The sequence below is a fragment of the Streptomyces sp. JLSY215 genome, from assembly GCF_059682825.1.
In genome coordinates, this window is record NZ_CM185022.1 from 6,754,782 (window position 1) to 6,778,486 (window position 23,705).

A 23,705-nucleotide genomic window follows, 5' to 3' on the forward strand; every position below is an offset into this window, starting at 1 on the left:
AACGGCAACGGGGGATGTACCACCGAAGGAGGGGCCGCCGCATGAGTGAGCGTGGCAAGAAATGGCATCAGGAGCTGCTGGTCGGCTTCGATCTGGAGACCACCGGCACGGACGTCGAGCGGGACCGCATCGTCACCGCCGCACTGATCCGCCTGGAGGGGGACGGCAGGGTGGCCGGGAAGCAGTCCTGGCTGCTCGATCCGGGCATTCCGATTCCGGACGAAGCCGCGGCGATCCATGGCATTTCGACCTCATATGTCCGGGAGCACGGCCGCCCGCCGGCCCTCGCGATAGAGGAAATCACCGAGGCGCTGGCCGAGGCCCTGCGCGCGGACATCCCCCTGGTGGTGATGAACGCGCGGTACGACCTCTCGCTGCTGGACCGCGAGTGCCGGCGGCACGGCGTACGGACCCTGACGGACCGCCTCGGACACGCCCCCGCGCCGGTCATCGACCCACTGGTGCTGGACAAACACGTCGACCGCTATCGCAAGGGCAAGCGCGCACTGCAGGCGCTCTGCGGGCATTACGGCGTACGGCTGGACGGCGCCCATGAGGCGAGCGCCGACGCGGCGGCCGCGGCCGGGGTGGCCCGGCGCATCGGGGAGAAGTACCCGGCCGTCGCCATCCCGTCGCCGCGTGCGCTGCACGCCCTCCAGGAGGAGGCCGCCGCCGCACAAGCCGCCTCGTTCCAGGCGTACTTGCGGCGCTCCGGCGACCCCCGGGCGATAGTCGAGGCGGCCTGGCCGCTGATTCCGTACCAGGCCTGACGGGCATCGGGAGGGCCTTGGCGGGTCCTCACCTTCGGAGCGGCTCTTCGGCGCACCCTCGGTACGGTTCGCCGGCGGTCCCCGGCCGGGGTCTTCGGCGGCTCGTCCGCGGCGCCTCAGCGGCTCCTCAGAAGGGGTACCACCGCACGGTCGCGTCCTTCTCGCGCAGCGACGCGATCCGGCGGCGGAATTCCTTGAGCGCCGCCGGGTTGCCGGGCGCGTGCTGGGAGACCCAGGCGCAGCTCGCCGTCTCGCGGGCCCCGCGCAGCACGGCACAGCCCGCCCAGTCCCGTACGTCCCACCCGTAGACCGCCACAAAGGTGTCGTAGGCCTCCGCGGCCAGCCCGTAGCGGTCCCTGCTCAGCGCCATCACGACCAGATCGTGTTCGCGCAGATCGGAGGAGAAGGTTTCCAGGTCGACCAGCACCGGCCCGTCGGGCCCGACATGAACGTTACGTGGCAGCGCATCGCCATGGATGGGGCCACGGCCCAGATGCGGTTCCAGCGCCGACGCGGCCGCCGCGAAGGCATCACGCCGCCCGCGCAGATACTCCGCGTCCTGCGCCGATACGGCGTCGCCCGCGAGCCGCAGCCAGCGCTCGACGCCGCCGAGGAGTTCCCGGCGGGGAAGCGCGAACGGCGGTTCCGGAAGCGCGTGGACCACTTTCAGCAGCTCGGCGAGATCGCCCGGCCCGGCGGGCCGGACGGCCTCCGGGAGCCGCCGCCAGTACGTCACGGGATGCCCGTCGACCAGCGAGGCAAGCGGCTCGGCGGCCCGTACGGCCGGCACGCCCGCCGCCTCCAGCCACTGGGCCACGCCCAGTTCCCGCTCGGCGCGCTCCAGGAGCTCGGCGCTGCGGCCCACCCGTACCACGGGCCCGCGTTCACCGAGGGCGAAGACGGCGTTCTCGCCGAGCGAGAGCAGCGGGGCGTCCGCCGCCGCTTCGGGGTGCCCGGCCGCGGCCAGGACGTCCCGGGCGCGCGCCTCCGTAAAGGCGCCGGGGCTCGGTTCGGTCATGGTGGTGCCTCCTGCGATGCGTGATCGCGACCAGTGTCGCAGGTCCCGAAAACGTCCCGGACGGGGAGATCCGCCACGGAATCCGGCCGGAAGCTTGACTGCGGTGGCGGGCGTCACGACGATGACGGCGCCGGCAACGGGGGAGAGGTGGCGTGCGATGGCAGCAGTGCCGACGGCGGAAGGCCGGCGCGAGGAGCCGGTGTCATGACCCTCGCCACCGCGCCGCAGCGGTCCACCGCAGCGTCCCCGGCCCGCGCCGCCGGGCTCCGGCGCGACCACAGCGCCTGGTTCCTCGTACTGCCCGCACTGATCCCGATCCTGGTGCTGAGCGTCGGCCCCCTGCTCTACGGCATCGGGCTGGCATTCACCGACGCCCAGTCGGGCCGCACCCAGGCCACCGGATTCGTCGGGACGCTCAATTTCACCGATCTGTTCCAGGACACCCTCTTCTGGGACTCCTTCCGGATCGGTCTGGTGTGGGCCCTGGGTGTCACCGTCCCGCAGTTCCTCCTCGCCCTGGGCCTCGCCCTGTTGCTCAATGCGAAGCTGCGGCTGCGCTGGCTGGCCCGAGCGCTGGCGATCATCCCGTGGGCGATGCCGGAGGTCGTCGTCGGCATCATGTGGCGGCTGGTCTACCACCCGGACGCCGGTGTCCTGAACGAAACGCTGAGCCGGCTCGGCCTGGCCGGATCCGACGGCCGGGACTGGCTGAGCGGCCTGGCCACGGCACTGCCCGCGGTCATCGTCGTCGGCGTCTGGGCGGGCATGCCCCAGACGACCGTCTCGCTGCTGGCCGGTCTGCAGAACGTTCCCCAGGAGCTGCACGAGGCGGCGGCCATGGATGGCGCCGGCGCCTGGCGCCGCTTCCGCACGGTCACCTGGCCCGCCATCAAGCCCGTCGCCCTCGCCATCACGGCCCTCAACTTCATCTGGAACTTCAACTCCTTCGCCCTGGTCTTCGTCCTGACCGACGGCGGCCCCGGTGGCCGGACCCGGCTGCCGATGCTCTTCGCCTACGAAGAGGCCTTCCGCTACGGGCAGTTCGGATACGCCGCCGCCATGGGCCTGGCGATGGTCGCGGTGATCTCGGTGCTGCTGGCCGTCTACCTGGCCGGCCGGCTGAAGGGGGCCGACGACAAGTGAGCCGAACGAGCCGAGCGAATCAGCTGCGCCGTACGACCCGGCGCCCGACCGCGAAGCGCACCGCCACCCGCACCGGCCAGTACGCCGCGCTCCTCTGCTACCTGGCGTTCCTCGCGTTCCCCTTCCTCTGGCTGGTCTCCACCGCCTTCAAGCCACCGCGCGAACTGGGCAGCATCCACCCCACCTGGATTCCCGAGGCCCCCACCCTCGACAACTTCCGGCAGGCGTTCGAGCAGCAGCCGCTGCTGGCGGCGGCCGGCAACAGCCTGCTGGCCGCGGCGGTCTCCGCGGTGATCGCGATCGTGCTGGCGACCCCGATGGCGTACGTCCTGGCCCGCTACCGCAACCGCCTCGCGAAGGCGGCCACCGGCTGGGTCGTCATCAGTCAGGCGTTTCCGCTGGTCCTGGTGATCATCCCGCTGTTCCTGATCCTCAAGACCCTGCATCTGGTCGACTCCCGGATCGGCCTGATCATGGTCTATGTGGTGTGGTCGCTGCCGTTCGCCCTGTGGATGCTGACCGGCTATGTCCGTGCTGTACCACCGGAGTTGGAGGAGGCCGCCGCGGTCGACGGCGCGGGCCGGATACGCACCCTCGTCTCGGTCACGGCACCGCTCCTCGCGCCCGGCATCGTCGCGACCGCGCTGTTCGCCTTCATCACCGCCTGGAACGAGTTCTTCTTCGCCCTGGTCCTGCTCAAGTCTCCCGAGAAACAGACGCTGCCGGTCGTGCTGACCCACTTCATCGGGACGGAGGGCGTCGCCGACCTCGGCCCGCTCGCCGCCGCCGCGCTGCTCGCCACCCTTCCGAGCCTGCTCCTGTTCGCCGTCATCCAGCGGCGGATCACGGGCGGGATGCTGGCCGGGGCGGTGAAGAGCTGATGCGCGAAAAGCCGATGCGTGCCGAGCCGATGCGCGACTTCCCCCGTCGAGGGCTGCTCGCGGCCGCCGCCGCGCTGCCCGCCGCGGCCCTGCTGCCCGGCTGCTCCGCCGGGTCCCGGCGCGCGGCCGGCGGCAGGATCACCCTGCGCTTCCAGTCGCTGGCCTGGCAGCAGGACTCCCTCAAGGTCAACAAGCAACTCGTCGCCGAATGGAACCGCCGGCACCCCGATGTCCAGGTGCGCTACATCCAGGGCGCCTGGGACACCGTCCACGACCAGTTGCTCACCTCCTTCGAGGGCGGCGAGGCGCCGGACATCATCCATGACGCCACCGACGATCTCGCCGACTTCGCCTACGGCGGCGATCTCGCCGACCTCACCTCCCTGCTGCCGTCCCGCCTCAAGGCCGACATCCCGCAGCAGAGCTGGGAGACCGGCACCTTCGACGGCCGGGTCTACGGCGTCCCGTTCCTCCAGGAACCCCGGGTGCTGATCGCCAACCGCAGCAAGCTGCACCGCTCCGGCGTCCGGATCCCCACCCCCGAACACCCCTGGACCTGGGAGGAGTTCGCGGAGGCGGGGCAGCGGCTCACCCGCGGCGGCAGCTACGGCGTCGCCTGGCCGCTGAAGGAACCGGTCTCCGCCACGCTCAACCTCTCCCTGTCCACCGGCGGCCGGATCTTCCACCGCCGCCCCGACGGCAAGGTGGAGGTCCGCTTCGACGCCGTCGACCAGGTGGTGCCCCGCACCATCCACGACCAGGTCAACGTCGACCGCACGGCCTCCCGTTCCACCCTGGGCATGGGCGGCTCGGACACCCTGCCCGGCTTCTTCGCCGGGCGCTACGCGATGGTCCCGCTCGGGTTCTCCTACCGTCAGCAGATCGTCCAGCAGGCACCCAAGGGCTTCGACTGGACGGTGCTGCCGGCCCCCAAGGGCACGGCCCTGGACCAGGGCGTGAGCCCGCAGACCTTGTCGGTGGCGCAGGACTGCCCGTACAAGGAGGAGGCGATGGCCTTCATCGACTTCCTCCTGCGCCCACGGAACATGGTCCGGCTGGCCCTGGGCGACTGGCTGCTGCCGACCGGCCGGCAGGCTCTCGAGGATCCGGCCCTGCGGGTCGCCAAGTACGACTGGGCCACCGGCACCGCACTCGCCGGCGCCCTGCGCTCGGCACCGGCCCAGTCCGTACGCGGCTACCCGGAGTGGAAGGACAAGATCGCGGCCCCCGGTCTGCAGGACTACTACAGCGGCGCGATCGATCTGGACGCCTTGCGCCAACGGCTCGTCGAGGACGGCAACTTGGTGCTGGCGCGCTATCAGAGGTGAGCGCTGCGCCGGACCGGAGATCTTGCCGGGCGCGAGCCTGCCACACCCCGGCAACCGATCCGGTGCCCGTTCCGTCGGCCGACTGCCCCTATTACGCCTCCATTGCGTGAACGTAAAGGGAGTTGAGTCGCTCGCCGTCAACTACGCAGCTCTTTTTGCCCGCTTCTGCGAATTTTCGCCTTTATTCAAGCTTGTTGCCTATCTCACGCGGCTGGGCGGGCCTTGAATTGAACCCGTCAATCCGACAGGGTTTCGAGCCAGTCCAGCGGAGATCTTCCGGTCTCTTCGGGCTGTTGCGCAACGCTTTCCCCCCACACCACGAACGAGGAGAACCCTCGCAATGGATCACAAGCGTTCCAGCAAGAAGCGGCTCGTCACGGCGATAACCGCCGCAGTCGCTGCCACTGGTATCGCCGCCGTCACGGCAGTCACCGCCGGCGCCTCCTCCGCCCCCGCCGAGGGCAAGATCTACGGCGCCCAGGCCAAGGGCGCCGTGAACGGCAGCTACATCGTCATGCTGAAGAAGTCGGTCCGTACGGCCGCCAGCAGTGACCTCGCCGCAAAGTACGGCGGCAAGCTCAAGCGGAGCTACTCCTCCGTCGACGGCTTCTCGACGACCGGTCTGAACGAGGAGGAGGCCAAGCGCCTCGCCGCCGACCCGGCCGTCGACAAGGTCGTGCAGAACAAGAAGTTCCACATCGACGCCACCCAGGACAACCCGCCGTCGTGGGGCCTGGACCGCATCGACCAGGCCGACACCCAGGGCGACAAGAAGTACAACTACCCCGACAGCGCGGGTGAGGGCGTCACCGCCTACGTCATCGACACCGGTGTCCACATCAGCCACAAGGACTTCGGCGGTCGCGCCTCGTACGGCTTCAACGCCATCGACAACAGCGACAAGGCCGAGGACGACAACGGCCACGGCACCCATGTCTCCGGCACCATCGCCGGTGAGGCGCACGGCGTCGCCAAGAAGGCCAAGATCGTGGCCGTCAAGGTCCTGGACGGCCAGGGCTCCGGCACCACCGAGCAGGTCGTCGCGGGCATCGACTGGGTCACCAAGAACCACAAGGGCCCCTCGGTCGCCAACATGTCGCTCGGCGGCGGCGCGGACGAGGCGCTCGACGCGGCCGTCAAGAAGGCCATCGACTCCGGCGTCACCTTCGGCGTCGCGGCGGGCAACGAGTCCACCGACGCGGGCCAGGGCTCCCCGGCGCGCGTGAAGGAGGCCATCACGGTCGCCTCCAGCACCAACAAGGACGAGCAGTCCGACTTCTCCAACTACGGCAGCGTGGTCGACCTCTACGCCCCCGGCTCCGACATCACCTCGGACTGGAACAACAGCGACGACGCCACCAAGACCATCTCCGGTACGTCCATGGCGACCCCGCACGTCGTCGGCGCCGCCGCTGTCTACCTGGCCGGCCACAAGGACGCCAAGCCCGCGGACGTGGAGAAGGCCCTGACGGACGGCGCCACCCCCGACAAGATCAGCAACCCGGGTGACGGCACGCCCAACAAGCTCCTGAAGATCGTCGAGTAACGATCCGGCAGCTCGGCACCATCCGCCGGCCTTCGCGCCCTCCCCCACGGGGCGCGAAGGCCGGCGGTCTTTTCTGTTCCGGAGCCCGGCCGGGGGCCTCGCCGTCCGGCCGGGCCCGGCATCATGCGATCCCCGCCCACGCCTCGGCCCCGAACGCGCCCTTCACATCGGAGGCGATGGTGGTGGCGTTCACCCTGGCCTGGAGGGCGTAGACGGTGGTCTTCCGGGTGCCGCGGACGCTGAGGCGGACGGGGCTGTCGCCCGGGTGGTCCGCGAGGATTCTCTTCAACTCGCGCACGGACCGTTCGGTGACCTGGTGGGCGGAGAGCTCGAGCCGCACGGGAGGCCTGCCGCCGTGCTCGGCCGAGGACACGTCCAGCGTCCTCAGCTCCCTGCCGAAGAGGTGCACGCTGCCGTCGCGGTCTTCGATCCTCCCCTTGACACAGACGACGTTGTCCTCGGCCAGCGCGTGCTGCACGAGCTGGTAGGCGGCGGGGAAGAAGAGGACCTCGATGCCGGCGTCGCGGTCGGTGAGCTGCACGATGGCCCAGGCGTTGCCCTGTTTGGTCATCTTGAGCTGGACGCCGGTGATCAGCCCTGCGAGCTGGACATCGCCGGTGGTGCGGCCGGAAGCGAGCAGTTCGGCGAGGGAGCAGTCCCGGGCTCCGGCGAGGATGTGCTCCGCGCCGTCCAGCGGGTGCGCGGAGACGTACAGGCCCAGCATCTCGCGTTCGGTCGCCAGGAGCAGACGGCGGGGCCACTCGGCGTCGTCGATGGGGAAGTCCAGGCCGAAGGCCGGTGCTTCGGCGCCCTCGCCGCCCAGATCGGCGAAGAGGTCGTCCTGCCCGAAGACGGCTGCTTTCTTCACGGGGACGACGGCGTCGATGGCGGCGTCATGAACGGCGGTCAGCCCCTTGCGCGAATGCCCCAGGGAGTCGAAGGTTCCCGCCTTGATCAGGGATTCGACGGCCCGTTTGTTCAGCGCGGGCAGACCGGCCTTGTCCAGGAAGTCCGGGAAGGACGTGAACTTCCCCTTGCTGCGGCGGGCGTCGACGATGGCGTCGATGACGTTGTCGCCGACGTTGCGTACGGACCGCAGTCCGAACCGCACGTCGTCGCCGACGGCGGTGAACTCCCCGACCGACTCGTTCACATCGGGCTGCAGGACCCGGACGCCGTTCTTGCGGGCGTCGGCGAGGTAGATCGCGGCCTTGTCCTTGTCGTCCCCGACCGAGGTGAGCAGGGCGGCCATGTATTCGGCCGGGTAGTTGGCCTTGAGGTAGGCGGTCCAGTACGAGACGAGGCCGTAGCCGGCGGTGTGGGACTTGTTGAACGCGTAGCCGGAGAACGGCAGCATGACGTCCCACAGCGCCTTGATGGCTTCCTCGCCGAAGCCGTTGCCCCGCATGCCGTCACGGAACTTGTCCCACTCGGCGGCCAGCACCTCCGGCTTCTTCTTGCCCATCGCGCGACGCAGCAGGTCGGCGCCGCCCAGGGTATATCCGGCCAGCTCCCGGGCGATGGCCATGATCTGCTCCTGGTAGACGAGCAGATGGAAGGTGTTCCCGAGGATCGGCTCCAGGGCGTCGCGCAGCTCGGGGTGGATCGGGGCGATCTCCTGGCGGCCGGTCTTGCGGTGCGCGTAGTTGGTGTGCGCGTTCGCCGCCATCGGGCCGGGGCGGTAGAGGGCGTTGACCGCCGCGATGTCCTCGAACCGGGTGGGTTCCATCTGCTTCAGCAGGACCCGCATACCGGCGCCGTCGAGCTGGAACACCCCGTACGTATTGCCCTCGGCCAGCAGCCGGTACGTCGGGGCGTCGTCCAGCGGGATCACGACGGTGGCCAAATCGCCGTCCATGGGGTCCACGGTGGCCAGGCTGACGCCCCGGTTCTCGCGGATGTTCTCGATGGCCTGGTCGATGACACCCAGGTTCCGCAGCCCCAGGAAATCCATCTTGATCAGCCCCATCGCCTCACACGACGGGTAGTCGAACCCGGTGATCTTCACGCCGTCCGAGGCGCGCATGTGCAGCGGGATCCGGTCCGTCAGCCTCGTCTTGGACAGGATCACCGCCGCGGCGTGCACACCGGTACCGCGGGTCAGCCCTTCCACCCCGCGCGCCGTGTCGATGACCCGTTTCACGTCCGGCTCGTTGTCGTACATCTGCCGTAGCTCGCCGGCCTCGCCGTACCGCTCGTGGGAAGGGTCGAAGACGGCGGCCAGTGGGGCGGATGTGCCGTTCTGGTCCGGCGGGAGCGCCTTGGTGATCCGCTCCCCGTGGGAGTAGGGGTAGCCCAGGATGCGGGAGGAGTCCTTGGTCGCGTTCTTGGCCTTGATCCTGCCGAACGTGTTGACCATGGCGGTGTACTCGTCCCCGTACTTCTGCGTGACGTAGCGGACCATGCGGTCGCGGTGGCGGTCGTCGAAGTCGAGGTCCACGTCGGGTGGGTTGATGCGCTCCGGGTTGAGGAAGCGCTCGAACAGGAGCCCGTGCTCCAGGGGGCACAGTTCGGTGATGCGGGTGGCGTAGGCCACGATGGAGCCGGTGGCCGAGCCGCGGCCCGGACCGAGCGGGATCCTGTTGTCCCGGGCGTGGCGGCAGATGTCCGCCACGACGAGGAAGTAGGAGCTGAAGCCCATGGGGCCGATGACCGCCATCTCGGTCTCGAAGCGGTCCATGACGTGCCGGGGCACCGGATCCCCGTAGCGCATCGCCAGGCCCGTGAGGACTTCTCTGCGCAGCCACGATTCCTGGGATTCGCCCTCGGGCACGTCCGGGAATTGCGGCATCTCGTCGATGTGGTCGAAGACCTCGTCGTAGGACTCGATGCGCTCGGCGATCAGCAGGGTGTTGTCGCAGGCTTCGGGGAGATCCGCGAAGAGGCTGCGCATCTCGGCGGCGCTCTTGAGGTAGTAGCCGGAGCCGTTGAAGCGGAAGCGCTTCGGATCGTCCTTGTTCTTGCCGACGCCGATGCACAGCAGGCTGTCGTGCGCGTCGGCCTGGTCCTCGGTGACGTAGTGCGCGTCGTTGGTGGCCAGGAGGGGCATGCCCAGCTCCTTGGCCAGGCGCAACAGGCCGCCGCGGACGGTGCGTTCGATGTCCAGGCCGTGGTCCATCAGCTCCAGGAAGTAGTTCTCGCGGCCGAAGATCTCCTGGTAGGCCGCGGCGGCGGCCTTCGCCTCGTCGTACTGGTTCAGCCGCAGACGGGTCTGGATCTCGCCGGAGGGGCAGCCGGTGGTGGCGATGATGCCCTCCGGCCGTTCGGCGATGAGCTCGCGGTCCATACGGGGCTTCCCGGCCGGGAACTGGCCCTCGTAGCTGGCCCGGGTGCTGAGCCGGAACAGGTTCCGCAGCCCCTGTATGTTCCGGGCCCACATGGTCATATGGGTGAAGCGGCCGCCACCCGAGACGTCCTTCGATCCCTCACCGTCCTCGCTCACGGCGCGGCGGCCTCCCGGCCCCCAGAACTCCTGCTTCCGGCCGAAGCGCGAAGAAGGCGCGACGTACGCCTCGATACCGATGACCGGCGTGATGCCCTCGAAGCCCTTCGCGACCTGGCTGAACTCATAGGCCCCGAACATGTTGCCGTGGTCGCTCATGGCGATCGCCGGCATCTGCTGCCGGGCCGCCTCGGCGAACATCGGCTTCAGCTTCTGCGCACCGTCCAGCATGGAATATTCGGTGTGATTGTGCAGATGGACGAACGAATCCGGCACGGGTGAGTCCTCTCCGAGGCGAGTAGGAGGCCACACCCCGGCCGAAGCCGCGGAAGTGACCTTGCCGGCGACCGAACGCACCGGCATCGGCGGACGGTCGGGCCGCGCGGCCCCTCGCGTGTGATCGCGAAGGCGGGGCGACCGGAGGGACCGCACCCGCTCGGGCGGACGACCGGACCGGGCCCCTCAAGTCCCGTCCGCGACCGTCCGGCCGCCGGGCGTCGCACTCCTGCCGAGCTGCCTTGCAACACCACACGTTGACCAGAGACATCAAAGCGAGCCCGGAGTACCGGAATCAAACAACCATTTCGCCCCTTGCCCTCAACCAATGGTTGATTTCCCGGTCACCTAGGATGGCCGGTGTGGACCTCATTGCCGTGCGCACATTCGTCGCCGCCGTGGACGCGGGACAGTTCCAGGAAGCCGCCGTCAACCTGTCGATCACCCCGCAGGCCGTCTCCAAGCGCATCGCCGTGCTGGAGAAGGAGCTCGGTGTGCAGCTGTTCAGCCGCACCGCGCGCGGCGCCCGGCTCACGATCGACGGACAGGCGTTCCTGCCCCATGCCCGGACGCTCCTCCAGGCCGAGGAGCGGGCCGCCGCTTCCGTACGGCCGGGCAGCCGCCCGCTACGCGTCGATGTGATCGGCCGACGGGTCTCTCTGGCGGGCCGGCTGCGCGACTTCCACCGCAGGTACCCCGATATCGAGCTCGATGTCGTGACCCTCTTCGGCTCCGACGAGGCCATCGCCGCCCTCGAGTCCGGAACGATCGACGCGACCTTCCGCGCCGTCACCATGCCCGGCCTGCGGCTTCCCGACGGCATCGCGGCCACCCCGGTCTTCGACGAGCCCCTGCAGCTGTTCACCGGGCCGGCCCACGAGTTCGCCTCCGCCCCCTCGGTCGCCCCCGCCCGGCTCTCCGGCCGCCGGATCTGGATGCCCGGCAACGCCCCCGGCGCCGAGTGGACGGCCTACTACGACACATTCGCTGCCGAGTTCGGGTTCACCATCGACGCGATCGGCCCCAACTTCGGCGTCGACTACCTCCTCGACACGGTCGCGAGCTCCTCGACGCTGGCCACCTTCGTCAGCGAGCAGACCCCTCTCGTCTGGCCCAGCGGCCACGACCTGCGGCGCATCCCCCTGCATGACCCGACCCCGGTCTACCCACACTCCATGCTCTGGCGCACCGACAACCCGCACCCCGCCCTCGCCGCACTCCGGGACCACCTCACCTCCGCATACCCGGGCCGCCCCGAGGGCGAGATCTGGATCCCGAAGTGGGCGCAGCGCCCTCCGCGTTAGCCCGGCGCGCTTGCCGCGCTTGCCGCGCTCGCCGTGTTCGCCGTGTTCGTCCGGACCGGCCGCGTCCGGGAAGGGGGCTCGGTCGAGTTATCCACAGGAGGCTGCCTCCGAAACCATTCAACCCCCCATCCGGCTACGGTCGGTGACATGCACGGAGGCCTGCCGTTCATCGGCATCAGCACCATCGTCTACGGCGTGATCGGCCTGACCGTCGCCGTAGTCGGCAAGATCCGCGAGACAGGGGGAGCGCGCCATGCACACCATCACCGTCATCGTCCCAGCTCACAACGAGGAGGAGGGGTTGCCGGCCACACTGGAATCGCTCGCCTGCCAAACGGTGCCGCCTGACCGGGTCCTGGTCGTGGACGATGCTTCCACCGACCGCACGGGCGAGGTGGCGACATCACACGGCGTGAGCGTTCTCCGGCCACCACACAACCTCGGAAGCAAGGCCAAGGCGCAGAATTACGCGCTTCCGCACTGCACCACCGACCTCGTCCTGGCGGTCGACGCGGATACCGTTCTCGCGCCGGACTACATCGAGACGGTCGTTCCCGTCTTCGACGACCCCGGAGTCGCGGTCGCCGCGGGCACGGTCCGCACCCGCCATACGCGCACGATCTGGGAGCGCGGTCGGTCGACCGAGTACCTCTTCGGCTTTCACTTCCACCGCCCCATCCAGGCCCGCGCCAACAGCCCCATGGTGTGCTCGGGTTGCTGCTCGGTCTTCCGGCGGGACGACCTGGTGGCCTTCGGCGGATTCCCCGAGCGGACGATCGTCGAGGACATGGACTACACGTGGTCGCAGCAGATCGCGGGCCGGCGGGCGGTGTATGTCCCGGACGCCGTGGCCCTGGCCGCCGACCCGGAAGACCTCACCTATCTGCGCAAACAGGTCTGGCGCTGGATGGCCGGCTTCTGTCAGAACGTGCGGCTGCATCTCGGGCGGCTGATCGTGCACAAACCGCTGCTGGCGCTCTGGGTGCTGCTCGCCCTGCTGGAGATCCTCACCGCGCCCCTGTGGTGGGCCACCCCCGTGGTGGTCGCCGCGACGACCGATCAGTCGCCGGCGTCGGCCTTCGCCTGGTGGGCCGGGGCCGAGCTGGTGCTGACGGCGCCACCGCTGGTCTATGCCGCCCGCCGCCGCAGACTCCCGCTCGCCGGAGTCCTGCTGAACATCCCCTGCGTCTACGCGACCAAGGCCGTCAACCTCGTCTACGCCTGGAAGGCCCTCATCGTGGAGCTGCTGCTGGTGCCGCTCCATCTGGCGCGGGGCCTGACGGTCTACGAGAAAGGCCGGGCCGATTTCCGGCCGGGGGCGTCCGCGGCGGCAGCCGTATGACCCGCCGCGGCCCGGCACGCACCGGCCGGCCCGCTCCCGTCAGGCGCTCAGCGCCGTCAGCTTCTGCCGGACGCGGGCCTCGGCCGCCTGGTCGTAGCGGCGCAGCAGCAGCCGGGCCAGCTCGGGGGCGGGGCCGAGCACCGGGGCGAGGATGTCCGCGCCGGCCTCGCGGGCCCCGGCGGCGATCCGGTCCGGGAGGAAGCCGGGGGCGATGACGTACGGCGCCACGGCCACCCGGCCGACGCCCTCGGCCCGTAGTGCCCGCACGGCGTCCGCCGTACGGGGCAGAGATGCGGAGGCGAACGCAGGTCGCACGGCACACCAGTTGGCAGTGCGCCGCCACTCCCGCGCGATTTCAGCGATCACTGCGATCGCCTCCGGGTCACTGGAGCCCGCCGAGGCCAGCACGACCCCGGTCGAGCGGCGGTCGCCGGGCCGCAGCCCGGCCTCCTCCAGCCGCCGCTCCAGCGCGGCGGTCAGGAGGGAAGAGGGGCCGAGCACCTCGGCCTGATGGACGGTCAGCAAGGGGAGCCGCAGCGCGGCCTCCCGCAGCACCGCGGGGATATCGGACTTCGCGTGGAAGGCGCGAGTGAGGAGGAGAGGCAACGCCACCACGTCCCGGACGCCTTCGACCGACAGGCGTTCGAGAACGCGGGGCACGGCGGGCGCGTTGAAGTCGAGGTAGCCGACCTCGACCCGCAGCCCCGGCCGCAGCGCCCGCACCCGCGCGCAGAGCGCGGAGACGGTCGCCGCGTGCCGCGGGTCGCGGCTGCCGTGGGCGATGACGAGAAGAGTGGGACGTGCGTTCATGGCTCAGCTCTTGATTCAGCTCTTCACGAGGAGGCCGCGGCTGCGCAGCACCCGACGCTCGATCGGCGCGAAGATCAGCAGCTCGATACCGATACCGACGATCAGGATCAGCAGGATCGCGGACAGCACCCAGGACAGGTCCCCGATCTCGCGGCCCTGCTCCAGCAGCTGACCCAGGCCGGTGCCCAGGTCCGGGGCGTTGACGATGAGTTCGGCGGCCATCAGGGAGCGCCAGGAGAAGGCCCAGCCCTGCTTGAGGCCGGCGATATAGCCGGGGAGCGCGGCGGGGAGGAGGACATGGCGTACGCCCGCGACGCCGGTGGCGCCGATGGTGCGGCCGGCCCGCAGGTAGAGAGGGGAGATCTGGTCGACGCCGGCCACCAGGCCGTTGGCGATGGAGGGGACAGCGCCGAGCAGCACCACCGCGTAGATGGTGGCGTCGCTCAGGCCGAACCAGATGATCGCCGCCGGGACCCAGGCCACCGAGGGGAGGGACTGCAGACCGCTCAGGATCGGGCCGATCGCTGCCCGTACGGCCTTGACGCGGGCGACGACCAGACCGAGGGGCGTACCGATGACGACCGAGGCCAGGAAGCCGAGGGCGCCTCGGGAGACGCTGGTCCACACGTAGTTCAGCAGCGTGCCCTCGAGCCACTTGTCCTGCAGGGACCGGGCGACGTCCACGGGGCTCGGCAGCAGGTAGTGCGGCTTCAGCTGGAAGTGGTAGGCGAGCTGCCACAGCCCGAGCACGATCGCGATGGCGATGAGGGGAGGGAACGCCTTTGAGGCGACGGTACGCAGCCAGGGCTGACGATCGACGACGGTGGATTCCAGGGCGTCGAGCCCGGCCTCCAGACCGGCGAGGTCGCCGGCGGTGTCGCGGGTGGCAGGCCCCTCGGCGGTGGCTTCGGAGGGCGCGCCCGCGACCGGATCGGCGGCGTCCGCGCCGGCCTTTCCGGTGGCGGACGTGGTCTCAGTGCTGGCCATGGCGGCGGATCTCCCCACGGAGCTGTTCGGTGATCTCGACGGAAAGGTCGGCGACCGCGGCGTCCTCGATACGGCGCGGCTGCGGGATGTCCACCTGCCACTCGCGGGCGATCCGGCCGGGACGGGAGGAGAGCAGCACCACCCGCTGCGCGAGCCGTACCGCCTCGCGGACGTTGTGGGTGACGAAGAGGACGGAGAGGTTCGTCTCGCGCCAGATGCGGGTGAGCTCGTCGTGCAGGACGTCGCGGGTGATGGCGTCGAGCGCGGCGAACGGCTCGTCCATCAGCAGCAGCTGGCTGTCCTGGGCGAGCGCACGGGCCATCGCGACCCGCTGGCGCATACCGCCGGAGAGCTCGTGCACACGCTTGCCGTACGCACCGCCCAGCCGGACGAGTTCGAGCAGCCGCTCGGCCTCGGCGCGGCGCTCGGCGCGGGGCACCCCGCGCAGCCGCAGCGCCAGTTCGATGTTGCGGCCCGCGGTCAGCCACGGGAAGAGCGCGTGCTCCTGGAACATCAGGGCCGGCCGGCCGTCGGGCGTGTCGATGCTGCCCGCCGACGGCGCGTCGAGGCCGGCGACGAGGTTGAGGAGGGTGGACTTGCCGCAGCCCGAGGCCCCCAGGAGGCAGACGAATTCGCCCGGTGCGACATCGATGCTGATGTCGTCCAGCACATGCTGCTGCGCGCCGGGGCGGCCGAACGACTTCGAGACATGGTCGATGCGAGCGGCGTACGTCTCGGTGCCGGCCGGGGCCGCGGGGGCGGGCTGCTTGGTGAGTGTGGTGGTCGTCATCGGTGTCACCTCCTGGGGGACTGCGGTGCTAGGGAATGGAGGGCGGTCAGCTGCCGAGGCCGGCGTCGTCGACCGGCTTCTTGCCCTCGGACTTGAGCACCTTGTTCAGCAGGGTGAGGTCGTAGATGCCCTTGAGGTCCGGCTTCTCGAGCAGGCCCGCCTTCACGGCGTGGTCCGCCTCCTCCTGGAGGGTGGCGGCCAGCGGGTCATCGGTGACGTCGATGTTCTTGAACGCCGGGTCGATGACGTTGTCCGGCAGCGCCTTGCCGGCGACGTTCGGATCGGCGAGCTTGTCGTTGAGCGCCTGCTTCGCCTCTTCCGGGTGCGACCGGATCCAGGCGTTGGTCTTCACCGAGCCGCGCAGCACCGCCTCGACGGCCTTGGGGTGCTCCTTGAGGAACCTCTGGGAGACGATCACGTTCGTGATGACGAACTTGCCGTCCTTCCACAGCTTCTTCTCGTCGAGGATCACCTTGCCGCCCGCGGCGACGAGCTTGGAGGCCGTCGGCTCGGGCACCCAGGCGCCGTCGATGGAGCCCTGCTCGAAGGCGGCCGGCGTCACCTTGTTGTCGGTGCGCTGGACGGTGACATCGCCCTTGCCGGTGGTGGCGTCGACCTTGTAGCCCTTGTCGGCCAGGAAGTTCAGCAGCGCCACGTCCTGGGTGTTGCCCAGCTGCGGGGTCGCGATCTTCTTGCCCTTGAGATCGTTCAGGCTCTTGATCTTCTTGGGGTTGACCACCAGCGAGACACCGCCGGAGGCCGAACCGGCGATGATCTTCAGGCTCTTGCCGTGCGACTTGGCGTAGCCGTTGATGGCGGGCGAGGGGCCGATCCAGCCGATGTCGATGGCGTTCGAGTTGAGGGCTTCGATCTCCGCGGGGCCCGCGTTGAAGGTGGAGGACTTCACCTCCGTGCCGCCCAGTTCCTTCTGGAACAGGCCCTTCTGGAGGCCGACCAGCGGGGTGGCGTGCGTGGTATTGCCGAAGAGCCCGATCCGGACCTGATCGAGTCCGTCGATCTTGGGGCCCTTGGGGGCGACGTCGGCCGCGGTGTCCTTCTTGGCCTCGGAGCCGTAGCCGCAGGCGCCCAGCGCGCCTACCAGGAGCGGGACGGTGACGGCGGCCGCCAGCAGGCGGTGTCGAACGGCAGACACGGGAGGAGTTCCTCTCGGAGGGCCGGGGCGGTATGCGCCCGTCTAAGGCGCGCCCGGCAAGTCAATGGATCTTCGGAAGGGGGGTGTGGGGGGTACGGAGTCGAGCATCGTCAGCACACACATCGCCCGACTCCTCCCTGGCCACTGCCGAGGGCGCCGCTGCCGATCCGGCCGCCCTCTATCGCGAAGGTGGAGAACATGTCTTTGAGCATGCTCAGAAGTCCCATCCGTCGTCGTCCGCCTCGGCGGCCGGAGCGGCCTCCGCGGCCGCCTCCGCGAAGGCGGTGCCCGCCATTCCCGCGGTCAGCGTCGTACCGTCCGCCGGGTCGATCAGCAGGAAGGAGCCGGTGCGCCGGGAGTCGGCGTAGGCGTCCAGGGCCAGCGGCTCGGCGGTCCGCACGACGATCCGGCCGATGTCGTTGGCGGCCAGCTCGCCCGGTGCCGGGTGCTGGGAGAGGTCGTCCAGGGTCAGCCGGGACGGAATGTCCTTGACGATCGCCTTGACCGTGCGGGTGGTGTGCTTGAGCAGCACCCGCTGGCCGACGGTCAGCGGCCGGTCCGCGACATGGCAGATCGTCGCCTCGATGTCCTGGGAGACCGACGGCGCCGTGGCGGTCGGGACGATCAGGTCACCGCGCGAGATGTCGAGGTCGTCGCTGAGCCGGACGGTCACCGACTGCGGCGCCCAGGCGACGTCCACGGCCTGGCCGAGGGCGTCGATCGCCTCGATGGTGCTGGTGCGGCCCGAGGGCAGCACGGTCACCGGGTCGCCGACGCGCAGCACGCCGGAGGCGATCTGGCCCGCGTAGCCGCGGTAGTCGGGGTGTTCGGCGGTCTGCGGCCGGATCACGTACTGGACCGGGAAGCGGCCGGGGTCGTCCGAGGGATCGGCGACGACCGGGACGGTCTCCAGGTGCTCGAGGACGGTCGGGCCGCCGTACCAGTCCATGTTGGCCGACGCGGTCACGACGTTGTCGCCGGCCAGCGCCGAGATCGGGATCGCGGTGATCTCCGGGACGCCCAGCGAGGCCGCGTAGGTCGTGAACTCCTCGGCGATGGCGGCGAAGACGGGCTCGGCGTAGTCGACGAGGTCCATCTTGTTGACCGCGAGGACGACATGCGGGACGCGCAGCAGGGCGGCCACGGCCGCGTGCCGCCGCGTCTGCTCGACGACGCCGTTACGGGCGTCGACCAGGACGACGGCCAGCTCGGCGGTCGAGGCACCGGTGACCATGTTCCGGGTGTACTGCACATGGCCCGGGGTGTCGGCGAGGATGAAGCGGCGCCGGGGCGTGGCGAAGTAGCGGTAGGCGACATCGATGGTGATGCCCTGCTCGCGCTCGGCGCGCAGCCCGTCCGTCAGCAGCGCCAGGTCCGGCGCCTCCTGCCCGCGGTTGCGGGAGGCGTGCTCCACGGCCTCGAGCTGGTCGGCGAGCACCGACTTGGAGTCGTGCAGCAGCCGCCCGACCAGGGTCGACTTGCCGTCGTCGACGGAGCCGGCGGTGGCGAAACGCAGGAGCGAGGTCGCGCCGGCGTCGACGACGCCCTCAACAGCATTGGTGGTGCTCATGGTTAGAAGTACCCCTCGCGCTTACGGTCCTCCATGGCGGCCTCGGACATCTTGTCGTCGGCCCGGGTCGCGCCCCGCTCGGTGAGGCGCGAGGCGGCGATCTCCGTGATGACGGCCTCGATGGTGTCGGCGTCGGAGTCGACCGCGCCGGTGCAGGACATGTCGCCGACCGTGCGGTAGCGCACCAGGCGGGTTTCCAGCGTTTCGCCGTCCTTGGGGCCGCCCCACTCACCGGGCGCCAGCCACATCCCGCTGCGGGCGAAGACCTCGCGCTCATGGGCGTAGTAGATGGCGGGAAGCTCGATCTTCTCGCGGGCGATGTACTGCCACACGTCCAGCTCGGTCCAGTTGGACAGCGGGAAGACGCGGACGTGCTCGCCGGGCGAGTGGCGGCCGTTGTAGAGCTGCCACAGCTCCGGGCGCTGCCGCCGCGGGTCCCAGCCGCCGAACTCGTCGCGCAGCGAGAAGACCCGCTCCTTGGCGCGCGCCTTCTCCTCGTCCCGGCGGCCGCCGCCGAAGACCGCGTCAAAGCGGTTCTTCTCGATGGCGTCCAGCAGCGGGACGGTCTGCAGGGGGTTACGGGTGCCGTCGGGGCGCTCGCGCAGCTCACCGCGGTCGATGAACTCCTGTACGTGGGCGACGTGCAGGCGCAGGCCGTGCCGCTCCACCGTACGGTCGCGGTAGTCCAGGACCTCGGGGAAGTTGTGGCCGGTGTCGACGTGCAGCAGGGAGAACGGCACCGCGGCGGGCGCGAACGCCTTCAGCGCGAGGTGCAGCATGACGATGGAGTCCTTGCCGCCGGAGAACAGGATCACCGGCCGCTCGAACTCACCCGCCACCTCGCGGAAGATGTGCACGGCCTCGGACTCGAGGGCGTCCAGGTGCGACAGGGCGTAGGGGCTGTCGCCCTCGGTCTCGGTAGCGATGGTCGCGGTGGTCACGCCAGTCCCCTTTCGACGAGAAGCTCGTGGAGCGCGGCTGCGGACTCCTGCACGGTCTGGGTGTGCGACTCGATGCGCAGGTCGGGCGATTCGGGCTGCTCGTAGGGGTCGTCCACGCCGGTCAGGCCGGATATCTCGCCGGCCGCCTGCTTGGCGTACAGCCCCTTCACATCGCGTTCGGAGCACACCTCGACCGGGGTGGCCACATGCACCTCGAGGTAGGCGGTGCCCTCGGCCTGGTGACGCTTGCGCACCGCCTCCCGGGAGTCCGCGTACGGCGCGATCACCGGCACCAGGGCCGTGACCCCGTTGCTCGCCAGCAGCTCGGCGACGAAGCCGATCCGCTGGACGTTGGTGTGCCGGTCGGCGCGGGTGAAGCCCAGGCCGGCCGAGAGGAACTCGCGGATCTCGTCGCCGTCCAGCACCTCGACCCGGCGGCCCTGCTCGCGCAGCCGCTCCGCGAGCGCATACGCGATCGTCGTCTTGCCCGCGCTCGGCAGTCCGGTCAGCCACACCGTGGCGCCCGTCATCGGCTTCTCCTGAGCTTCCGCAATGTCGTGTACATCTGTCGTGCCCTGCAAGGTGTCCCGAAAATTCTGAGATTCGGCCATCAGTGCAGCCCGCACTCGGTCTTGTTGCTGCCGGCCCAGCGGCCCGCCCGCGCGTCCTCGCCCGCCTGGACCCGGCGGGTGCAGGGGGCGCAGCCGACGGAGGCGTAGCCGTCCATCAGCAGCGGGTTGGTGAGCACGCCGTGCTCGGCGATGTAGGCGTCCACGTCGGCCTGCGTCCAGCGGGCGATCGGCGAGATCTTGACCTTCTGGCGCTTGGCGTCCCAGCCGACGACCGGGGTGTTCGCCCGGGTCGGGGACTCGTCCCGGCGCAGCCCGGTCGCCCAGGCGTCGTAGCCGGTCAGGCCCTCTTCCAGCGGCTTGACCTTGCGCAGTGCGCAGCACAGGTCCGGGTCGCGGTCGTGCAGCTTCGGTCCGTACTCGGCGTCCTGCTCGGCGACGGTCTGACGGGGCGTCAGCGTGATGACGTTGACGTCCATCACCTCCGCCACCGCGTCCCGCGTCCCGATGGTCTCCGGGAAGTGGTAGCCGGTGTCCAGGAACACCACGTCCACGCCCGGGACGGCGCGCGAGGCGAGATGGGCGACGACCGCGTCCTCCATGGAGGAGGTGACGCAGAAGCGGGCACCGAAGGTCTCGGCGGCCCAGGTCAGGATCTCGAGCGGGGACGCGTCCTCCAGGTCGCGGCCCGCGCGCTCGGCGAGCTGCGGCAGATCGGTGGCAGTGGTCACGACGCACCTCCAGCAGAAGATGAGGGGGAAGCGGGGAGTCCCTGGGAGAGCAGGCCCAGGAACTTCAGCCGGAACGCGCGGCTGCACGACCGGCATTCCCAGGCGGCACCCTCGCCGCGGACGGAACCCTCCTCGGAGGGACGCAGGTCCTCGTCACCGCAGTACGGGCAGCAGAAGGGGGCGGCGCGCTCGCTCACTGTGCCTCCCGCTCAGCCTCAGCGCGCGCTTGCGCGCCGAGGCTCGCCCACTGTGCCTCCCGCTCGGTCCGGGACCCGGTCACTTCAGCGCACCCTCTTCCGCACGGGCCGCCCACTGGGCGAACCGCTCGCCGTCGGTGCGCTGCGCCTCGAAGTTGCGCAGCACCCGCTCGACGTAGTCGGGGAGTTCGGCGGCGGTGACCTTCAGACCGCGGACCTTGCGGCCGAACCCGGCCTCCAGGCCCAGCGCGCCGCCCAGGTGGACCTGGTAGCCCTCGACCTGGTTGCCGTCGTCGTCCAGGACCAGCTGGCCCTTGAGACCGATGTCCGCGACCTGGATACGGGCGCAGGCGTTGGGGCAGCCGTTGAGGTTGATGGTGAGCGGCTGGTCGAAGTCCGGGAGCCGGCGCTCCAGCTCGTCGATCAGCGAGCTGCCGCGGCCCTTGGTCTCGACGATCGCCAGCTTGCAGAACTCGATGCCGGTGCAGGCCATCGTGCCGCGCCGGAACGGCGACGGCTTGACCTGGAAGTCCAGCGCCTCCAGTCCGGCGACGAGCGGCTCGACCTGGTCCTCGGGCACATCGAGGATGATCATCTTCTGCTCGACGGTGGTGCGCAGCCGGTCGGAGCCGTGCGCCGCGGCCAGCTCGGCGATCTTGGTGAGGGTCGCACCGTCCACCCGGCCGACGCGCGGGGCGAACCCGACGTAGAACCGGCCGTCCTGCTGCCGGTGCACACCGATGTGGTCGCGCCACTTCTGCGCGGGCTCCTCCGGCGCCGGGCCGTCGACGAGCTTCCGCTCCAGGTACTCGTCCTCCAGCACCTGGCGGAACTTCTCCGGGCCCCAGTCGGCCATCAGGAACTTCAGCCGGGCGCGGGTGCGCAGCCGCCGGTAGCCGTAGTCACGGAAGATCCCGACCACACCGGCCCAGACGTCGGCCACCTCGTCCAGCGGCACCCAGGTGCCCAGACGCTGCGCGAGCTTGGGGTTGGTGGACAGGCCGCCGCCGACCCAGACGTCGAAGCCCGGTCCGTGCTCGGGGTGCACGACGCCGACGAACGCCACGTCGTTGATCTCGTGGACCACGTCCTGGACCGGCGAACCGGAGATCGCGGTCTTGAACTTGCGCGGCAGGTTGGAGAACTCCTTGCTGCCGATGTAGCGCTCGTGGATCTCGTCCACGGCCGGGGTGCCGTCGATGATCTCGTCGGCGGCGATGCCGGCCACCGGGGAGCCGATGATCACGCGCGGGCAGTCGCCGCACGCCTCGGTCGTGGACAGGCCCACGGCCTCCAGCTTCTCCCAGATGGCGGGGACGTCCTCGATACGGACCCAGTGCAGCTGGATGTTCTGCCGGTCGGTGATGTCGGCGGTGCCGCGCGCGTACTGCTCGGAGACCTCGCCGATGGCGCGCAGCTGCGGCACGGTCAGCCGTCCGCCGTCGATGCGCACCCGCATCATGAAGTACTTGTCGTCCAGCTCCTCCGGCTCCAGGATCGCGGTCTTGCCGCCGTCGATCCCGGGCTTGCGCTGGGTGTACAGGCCCCACCAGCGCATCCGCCCGCGCAGGTCGTTGGGGTCGATGGAGTCGAAGCCGGCCTTCGAGTAGATCGTCTCAATGCGTGTCCGCACATTGAGACCGTCGTCGTCCTTCTTGAACTGCTCGTTGCCGTTGAGCGGCGTGAAGTGGCCAACGGCCCACTGGCCCTCGCCGCGGTGGCGGCCGGCCTTGCGGCGCGTCGTGGCGGCCCCGGCCGAGGGCTGGGGGTTGTCCGGGGTGGCGGCGGCCATGGGTGTACGTCCTTCTGGGCGGGCTCAAGGGGCGGACGGGCGCGGCACACCCGCGTGACCTGCGCAGACACACTGAAACGCGGCGCGCGGCAACGCGTCGAGGTGTCCTGCAAGGGCGGGGTACGGCCGCGTCCGCGACGATGGGGACGGCGGGTGATCGGTAGTGCTGGCGGTGCTGTCCGGGGCTCGGCGCCCTGGTCGGCGCTTCGTCAGCCTGTCCGACAAATGGCGCTGGACATGCGGCCGAGGTCGACGTGCCGCCGACTCACCAAGGCAATTCCAGCTCTAGACATGACGGAAGCGTGGCACGCGGCTCTCTGGCCAGTCCACCGTCGTCCAGGATTTGGACATCGCTGTCCCGAATGGCGAGACCTTGTGTGGTGGATCACTTCCCGGGGCCGCCTTCCGGGGGCGGCTCCGGGGTCACCCTCCGGCGGGATCCTGCAAGGGTACGAGGGGCCCGGCGCCCGGCCAGGGTCCCGGCATCGGCACCTCGGCCTCCTCCGTCACCGTCGTCTCGTGCACCCGGAAACCGCGCCGCTCGTAATTGGCCCGCGCATGCGCACCGTCGTCGCTGCAGGTGTGCACCCACACCCGCGTCGTCCGCTCCCGCTCCGGCCACCGTTCCGCCAGGTCCCAGGCCCGCGCGGTGCCGTACGCCAGCAGATGCCCGCCGATCCGGCGCCCCCGGAAGGCCGGGAGCAGGCCGAAGTAGGCGATCTCCACGGCCCCCTCCGGTTGCGCATCCAGCTCGATGAACCCGGCGGGTGTCCCACGCTCGTACGCCACCCAGGTCTCCACGCCCGGTCGCCCCAGGTATTCCGCCCACCGTGCGTACGACCAGTCCAGCCGGTCGGTCCACAGGATGTCCCCGCCGACCGCCGTATAGAGGAACCGGCTGAATTCCGGCGACGGAGTCCCGGACCGGACGATACGGACACCCTGCTCGGTGGGCGGCGCCCCGGCGGGGAGGAGGTCGGAGGGCGAGGTCTGCTCCAGGTACCAGGTGGTGACCGAGTGGCTCATGGGGTCAGGACATCACAGCCGCCGCCGGGGCCGGCGATCGCCCCGGCGCCGCACCGCCCGGCCCGGCGGGGGCGGCCGGCCGTGAGGCG

The 23,705-nt window shown here is 70.3% G+C and carries 20 protein-coding genes and 1 pseudogene; 7 read left to right on the top strand and 14 right to left on the bottom strand.

Annotated elements, in window-relative coordinates; all coding sequences use genetic code 11:
* The first annotated feature begins 41 nt into the window (after positions 1 to 41).
* Positions 42 to 770 (top strand): exonuclease domain-containing protein, encoded by a 729-nt coding sequence (locus AC5677_RS30055; protein ID WP_497191019.1) that lies wholly within the window; start codon positions 42 to 44, stop codon positions 768 to 770.
* Between the two features lie 127 nt (positions 771 to 897).
* Here the strand turns inward: AC5677_RS30055 and AC5677_RS30060 are convergent, their stop codons facing one another.
* Positions 898 to 1,788, bottom strand: coding sequence for an aminoglycoside phosphotransferase family protein (locus AC5677_RS30060; RefSeq protein ID WP_497191020.1), 891 nt, complete (start codon positions 1,786 to 1,788; stop codon positions 898 to 900).
* A gap of 204 nt (positions 1,789 to 1,992) precedes the next feature.
* Here AC5677_RS30060 and AC5677_RS30065 point away from each other — a divergent pair, with 204 nt between their 5' ends.
* From AC5677_RS30065 to AC5677_RS30080, 4 genes are all read left to right on the top strand, one after another.
* Entirely contained in the window at positions 1,993 to 2,931 is a 939-nt protein-coding gene (locus AC5677_RS30065) for a carbohydrate ABC transporter permease (protein ID WP_497191021.1), read from the top strand.
* Positions 2,932 to 2,954: 23 nt separating this feature from the next.
* A complete protein-coding gene (locus tag AC5677_RS30070) occupies positions 2,955 to 3,812 on the top strand; it encodes a carbohydrate ABC transporter permease (RefSeq protein WP_497196807.1) in 858 nt (285 codons plus the stop codon).
* A gap of 29 nt (positions 3,813 to 3,841) precedes the next feature.
* Positions 3,842 to 5,140 (top strand): ABC transporter substrate-binding protein, encoded by a 1,299-nt coding sequence (locus AC5677_RS30075; RefSeq protein WP_497196808.1) that lies wholly within the window; start codon positions 3,842 to 3,844, stop codon positions 5,138 to 5,140.
* Between the two features lie 340 nt (positions 5,141 to 5,480).
* Positions 5,481 to 6,686, top strand: coding sequence for a S8 family peptidase (locus AC5677_RS30080; protein ID WP_497191022.1), 1,206 nt, complete (start codon positions 5,481 to 5,483; stop codon positions 6,684 to 6,686).
* A gap of 121 nt (positions 6,687 to 6,807) precedes the next feature.
* Here AC5677_RS30080 and dnaE read toward each other — a convergent pair whose 3' ends face one another.
* Positions 6,808 to 10,404 carry a DNA polymerase III subunit alpha gene (gene dnaE / locus AC5677_RS30085; protein ID WP_497191023.1) on the bottom strand — a complete coding sequence of 1,199 codons (3,597 nt, stop codon included), beginning with the start codon at positions 10,402 to 10,404 and terminating at the stop codon, positions 6,808 to 6,810.
* A 362-nt stretch (positions 10,405 to 10,766) separates the two neighbouring features.
* Here dnaE and AC5677_RS30090 point away from each other — a divergent pair, with 362 nt between their 5' ends.
* Both AC5677_RS30090 and AC5677_RS30095 read left to right on the top strand, forming a co-directional pair.
* Positions 10,767 to 11,708, top strand: a complete 942-nt coding sequence (locus AC5677_RS30090) for a LysR family transcriptional regulator (RefSeq protein WP_497191024.1) — start codon at positions 10,767 to 10,769, stop codon at positions 11,706 to 11,708.
* A 241-nt stretch (positions 11,709 to 11,949) separates the two neighbouring features.
* Positions 11,950 to 13,050 (top strand): annotated as a pseudogene (locus AC5677_RS30095) (glycosyltransferase family 2 protein); the annotation flags it as partial.
* Between the two features lie 39 nt (positions 13,051 to 13,089).
* On the opposite strand, the gene AC5677_RS30100 reads toward AC5677_RS30095, so the two are convergent.
* The 12 genes from AC5677_RS30100 to AC5677_RS30155 all read right to left on the bottom strand — a co-directional run bounded on the left by AC5677_RS30100 (position 13,090) and on the right by AC5677_RS30155 (position 23,616).
* Positions 13,090 to 13,860 (bottom strand): sirohydrochlorin chelatase, encoded by a 771-nt coding sequence (locus AC5677_RS30100; protein ID WP_497191025.1) that lies wholly within the window; start codon positions 13,858 to 13,860, stop codon positions 13,090 to 13,092.
* A 15-nt stretch (positions 13,861 to 13,875) separates the two neighbouring features.
* Positions 13,876 to 14,847 carry an ABC transporter permease gene (locus tag AC5677_RS30105; RefSeq protein ID WP_497191026.1) on the bottom strand — a complete coding sequence of 324 codons (972 nt, stop codon included), beginning with the start codon at positions 14,845 to 14,847 and terminating at the stop codon, positions 13,876 to 13,878.
* Positions 14,834 to 15,637 (bottom strand): ABC transporter ATP-binding protein, encoded by an 804-nt coding sequence (locus AC5677_RS30110; protein ID WP_497191027.1) that lies wholly within the window; start codon positions 15,635 to 15,637, stop codon positions 14,834 to 14,836. The genes AC5677_RS30105 and AC5677_RS30110 overlap by 14 nt, the downstream gene beginning before the upstream one ends.
* A 46-nt stretch (positions 15,638 to 15,683) precedes the next feature.
* Positions 15,684 to 16,790, bottom strand: a complete 1,107-nt coding sequence (locus AC5677_RS30115) for an aliphatic sulfonate ABC transporter substrate-binding protein (protein ID WP_497191028.1) — start codon at positions 16,788 to 16,790, stop codon at positions 15,684 to 15,686.
* A 214-nt stretch (positions 16,791 to 17,004) separates the two neighbouring features.
* Positions 17,005 to 18,360: a sulfate adenylyltransferase subunit 1 gene (locus tag AC5677_RS30120; protein WP_497191029.1), complete on the bottom strand. Its 1,356-nt coding sequence runs from the start codon at positions 18,358 to 18,360 to the stop codon at positions 17,005 to 17,007.
* Between the two features lie 2 nt (positions 18,361 to 18,362).
* The gene (gene cysD / locus AC5677_RS30125; RefSeq protein ID WP_497191030.1) at positions 18,363 to 19,301 is read right to left on the bottom strand and encodes a sulfate adenylyltransferase subunit CysD; all 939 of its coding nucleotides are present in this window, start codon (positions 19,299 to 19,301) and stop codon (positions 18,363 to 18,365) included.
* Positions 19,298 to 19,912, bottom strand: coding sequence for an adenylyl-sulfate kinase (gene cysC / locus AC5677_RS30130; protein WP_497191031.1), 615 nt, complete (start codon positions 19,910 to 19,912; stop codon positions 19,298 to 19,300). Before cysC ends, cysD begins: the two co-directional genes overlap by 4 nt.
* Positions 19,912 to 20,601, bottom strand: coding sequence for a phosphoadenylyl-sulfate reductase (locus tag AC5677_RS30135; RefSeq protein ID WP_497191032.1), 690 nt, complete (start codon positions 20,599 to 20,601; stop codon positions 19,912 to 19,914). Before AC5677_RS30135 ends, cysC begins: the two co-directional genes overlap by 1 nt.
* Positions 20,598 to 20,798, bottom strand: a complete 201-nt coding sequence (locus tag AC5677_RS30140; RefSeq protein ID WP_497191033.1) for a hypothetical protein — start codon at positions 20,796 to 20,798, stop codon at positions 20,598 to 20,600. Before AC5677_RS30140 ends, AC5677_RS30135 begins: the two co-directional genes overlap by 4 nt.
* Before the next feature lie 79 nt (positions 20,799 to 20,877).
* Positions 20,878 to 22,590: a nitrite/sulfite reductase gene (locus AC5677_RS30145; protein ID WP_497191034.1), complete on the bottom strand. Its 1,713-nt coding sequence runs from the start codon at positions 22,588 to 22,590 to the stop codon at positions 20,878 to 20,880.
* A gap of 209 nt (positions 22,591 to 22,799) precedes the next feature.
* Positions 22,800 to 22,883, bottom strand: coding sequence for a putative leader peptide (locus AC5677_RS30150; RefSeq protein WP_352300790.1), 84 nt, complete (start codon positions 22,881 to 22,883; stop codon positions 22,800 to 22,802).
* Between the two features lie 130 nt (positions 22,884 to 23,013).
* Positions 23,014 to 23,616 carry a GNAT family N-acetyltransferase gene (locus AC5677_RS30155; RefSeq protein WP_497191035.1) on the bottom strand — a complete coding sequence of 201 codons (603 nt, stop codon included), beginning with the start codon at positions 23,614 to 23,616 and terminating at the stop codon, positions 23,014 to 23,016.
* Positions 23,617 to 23,705 lie beyond the last annotated feature (89 nt).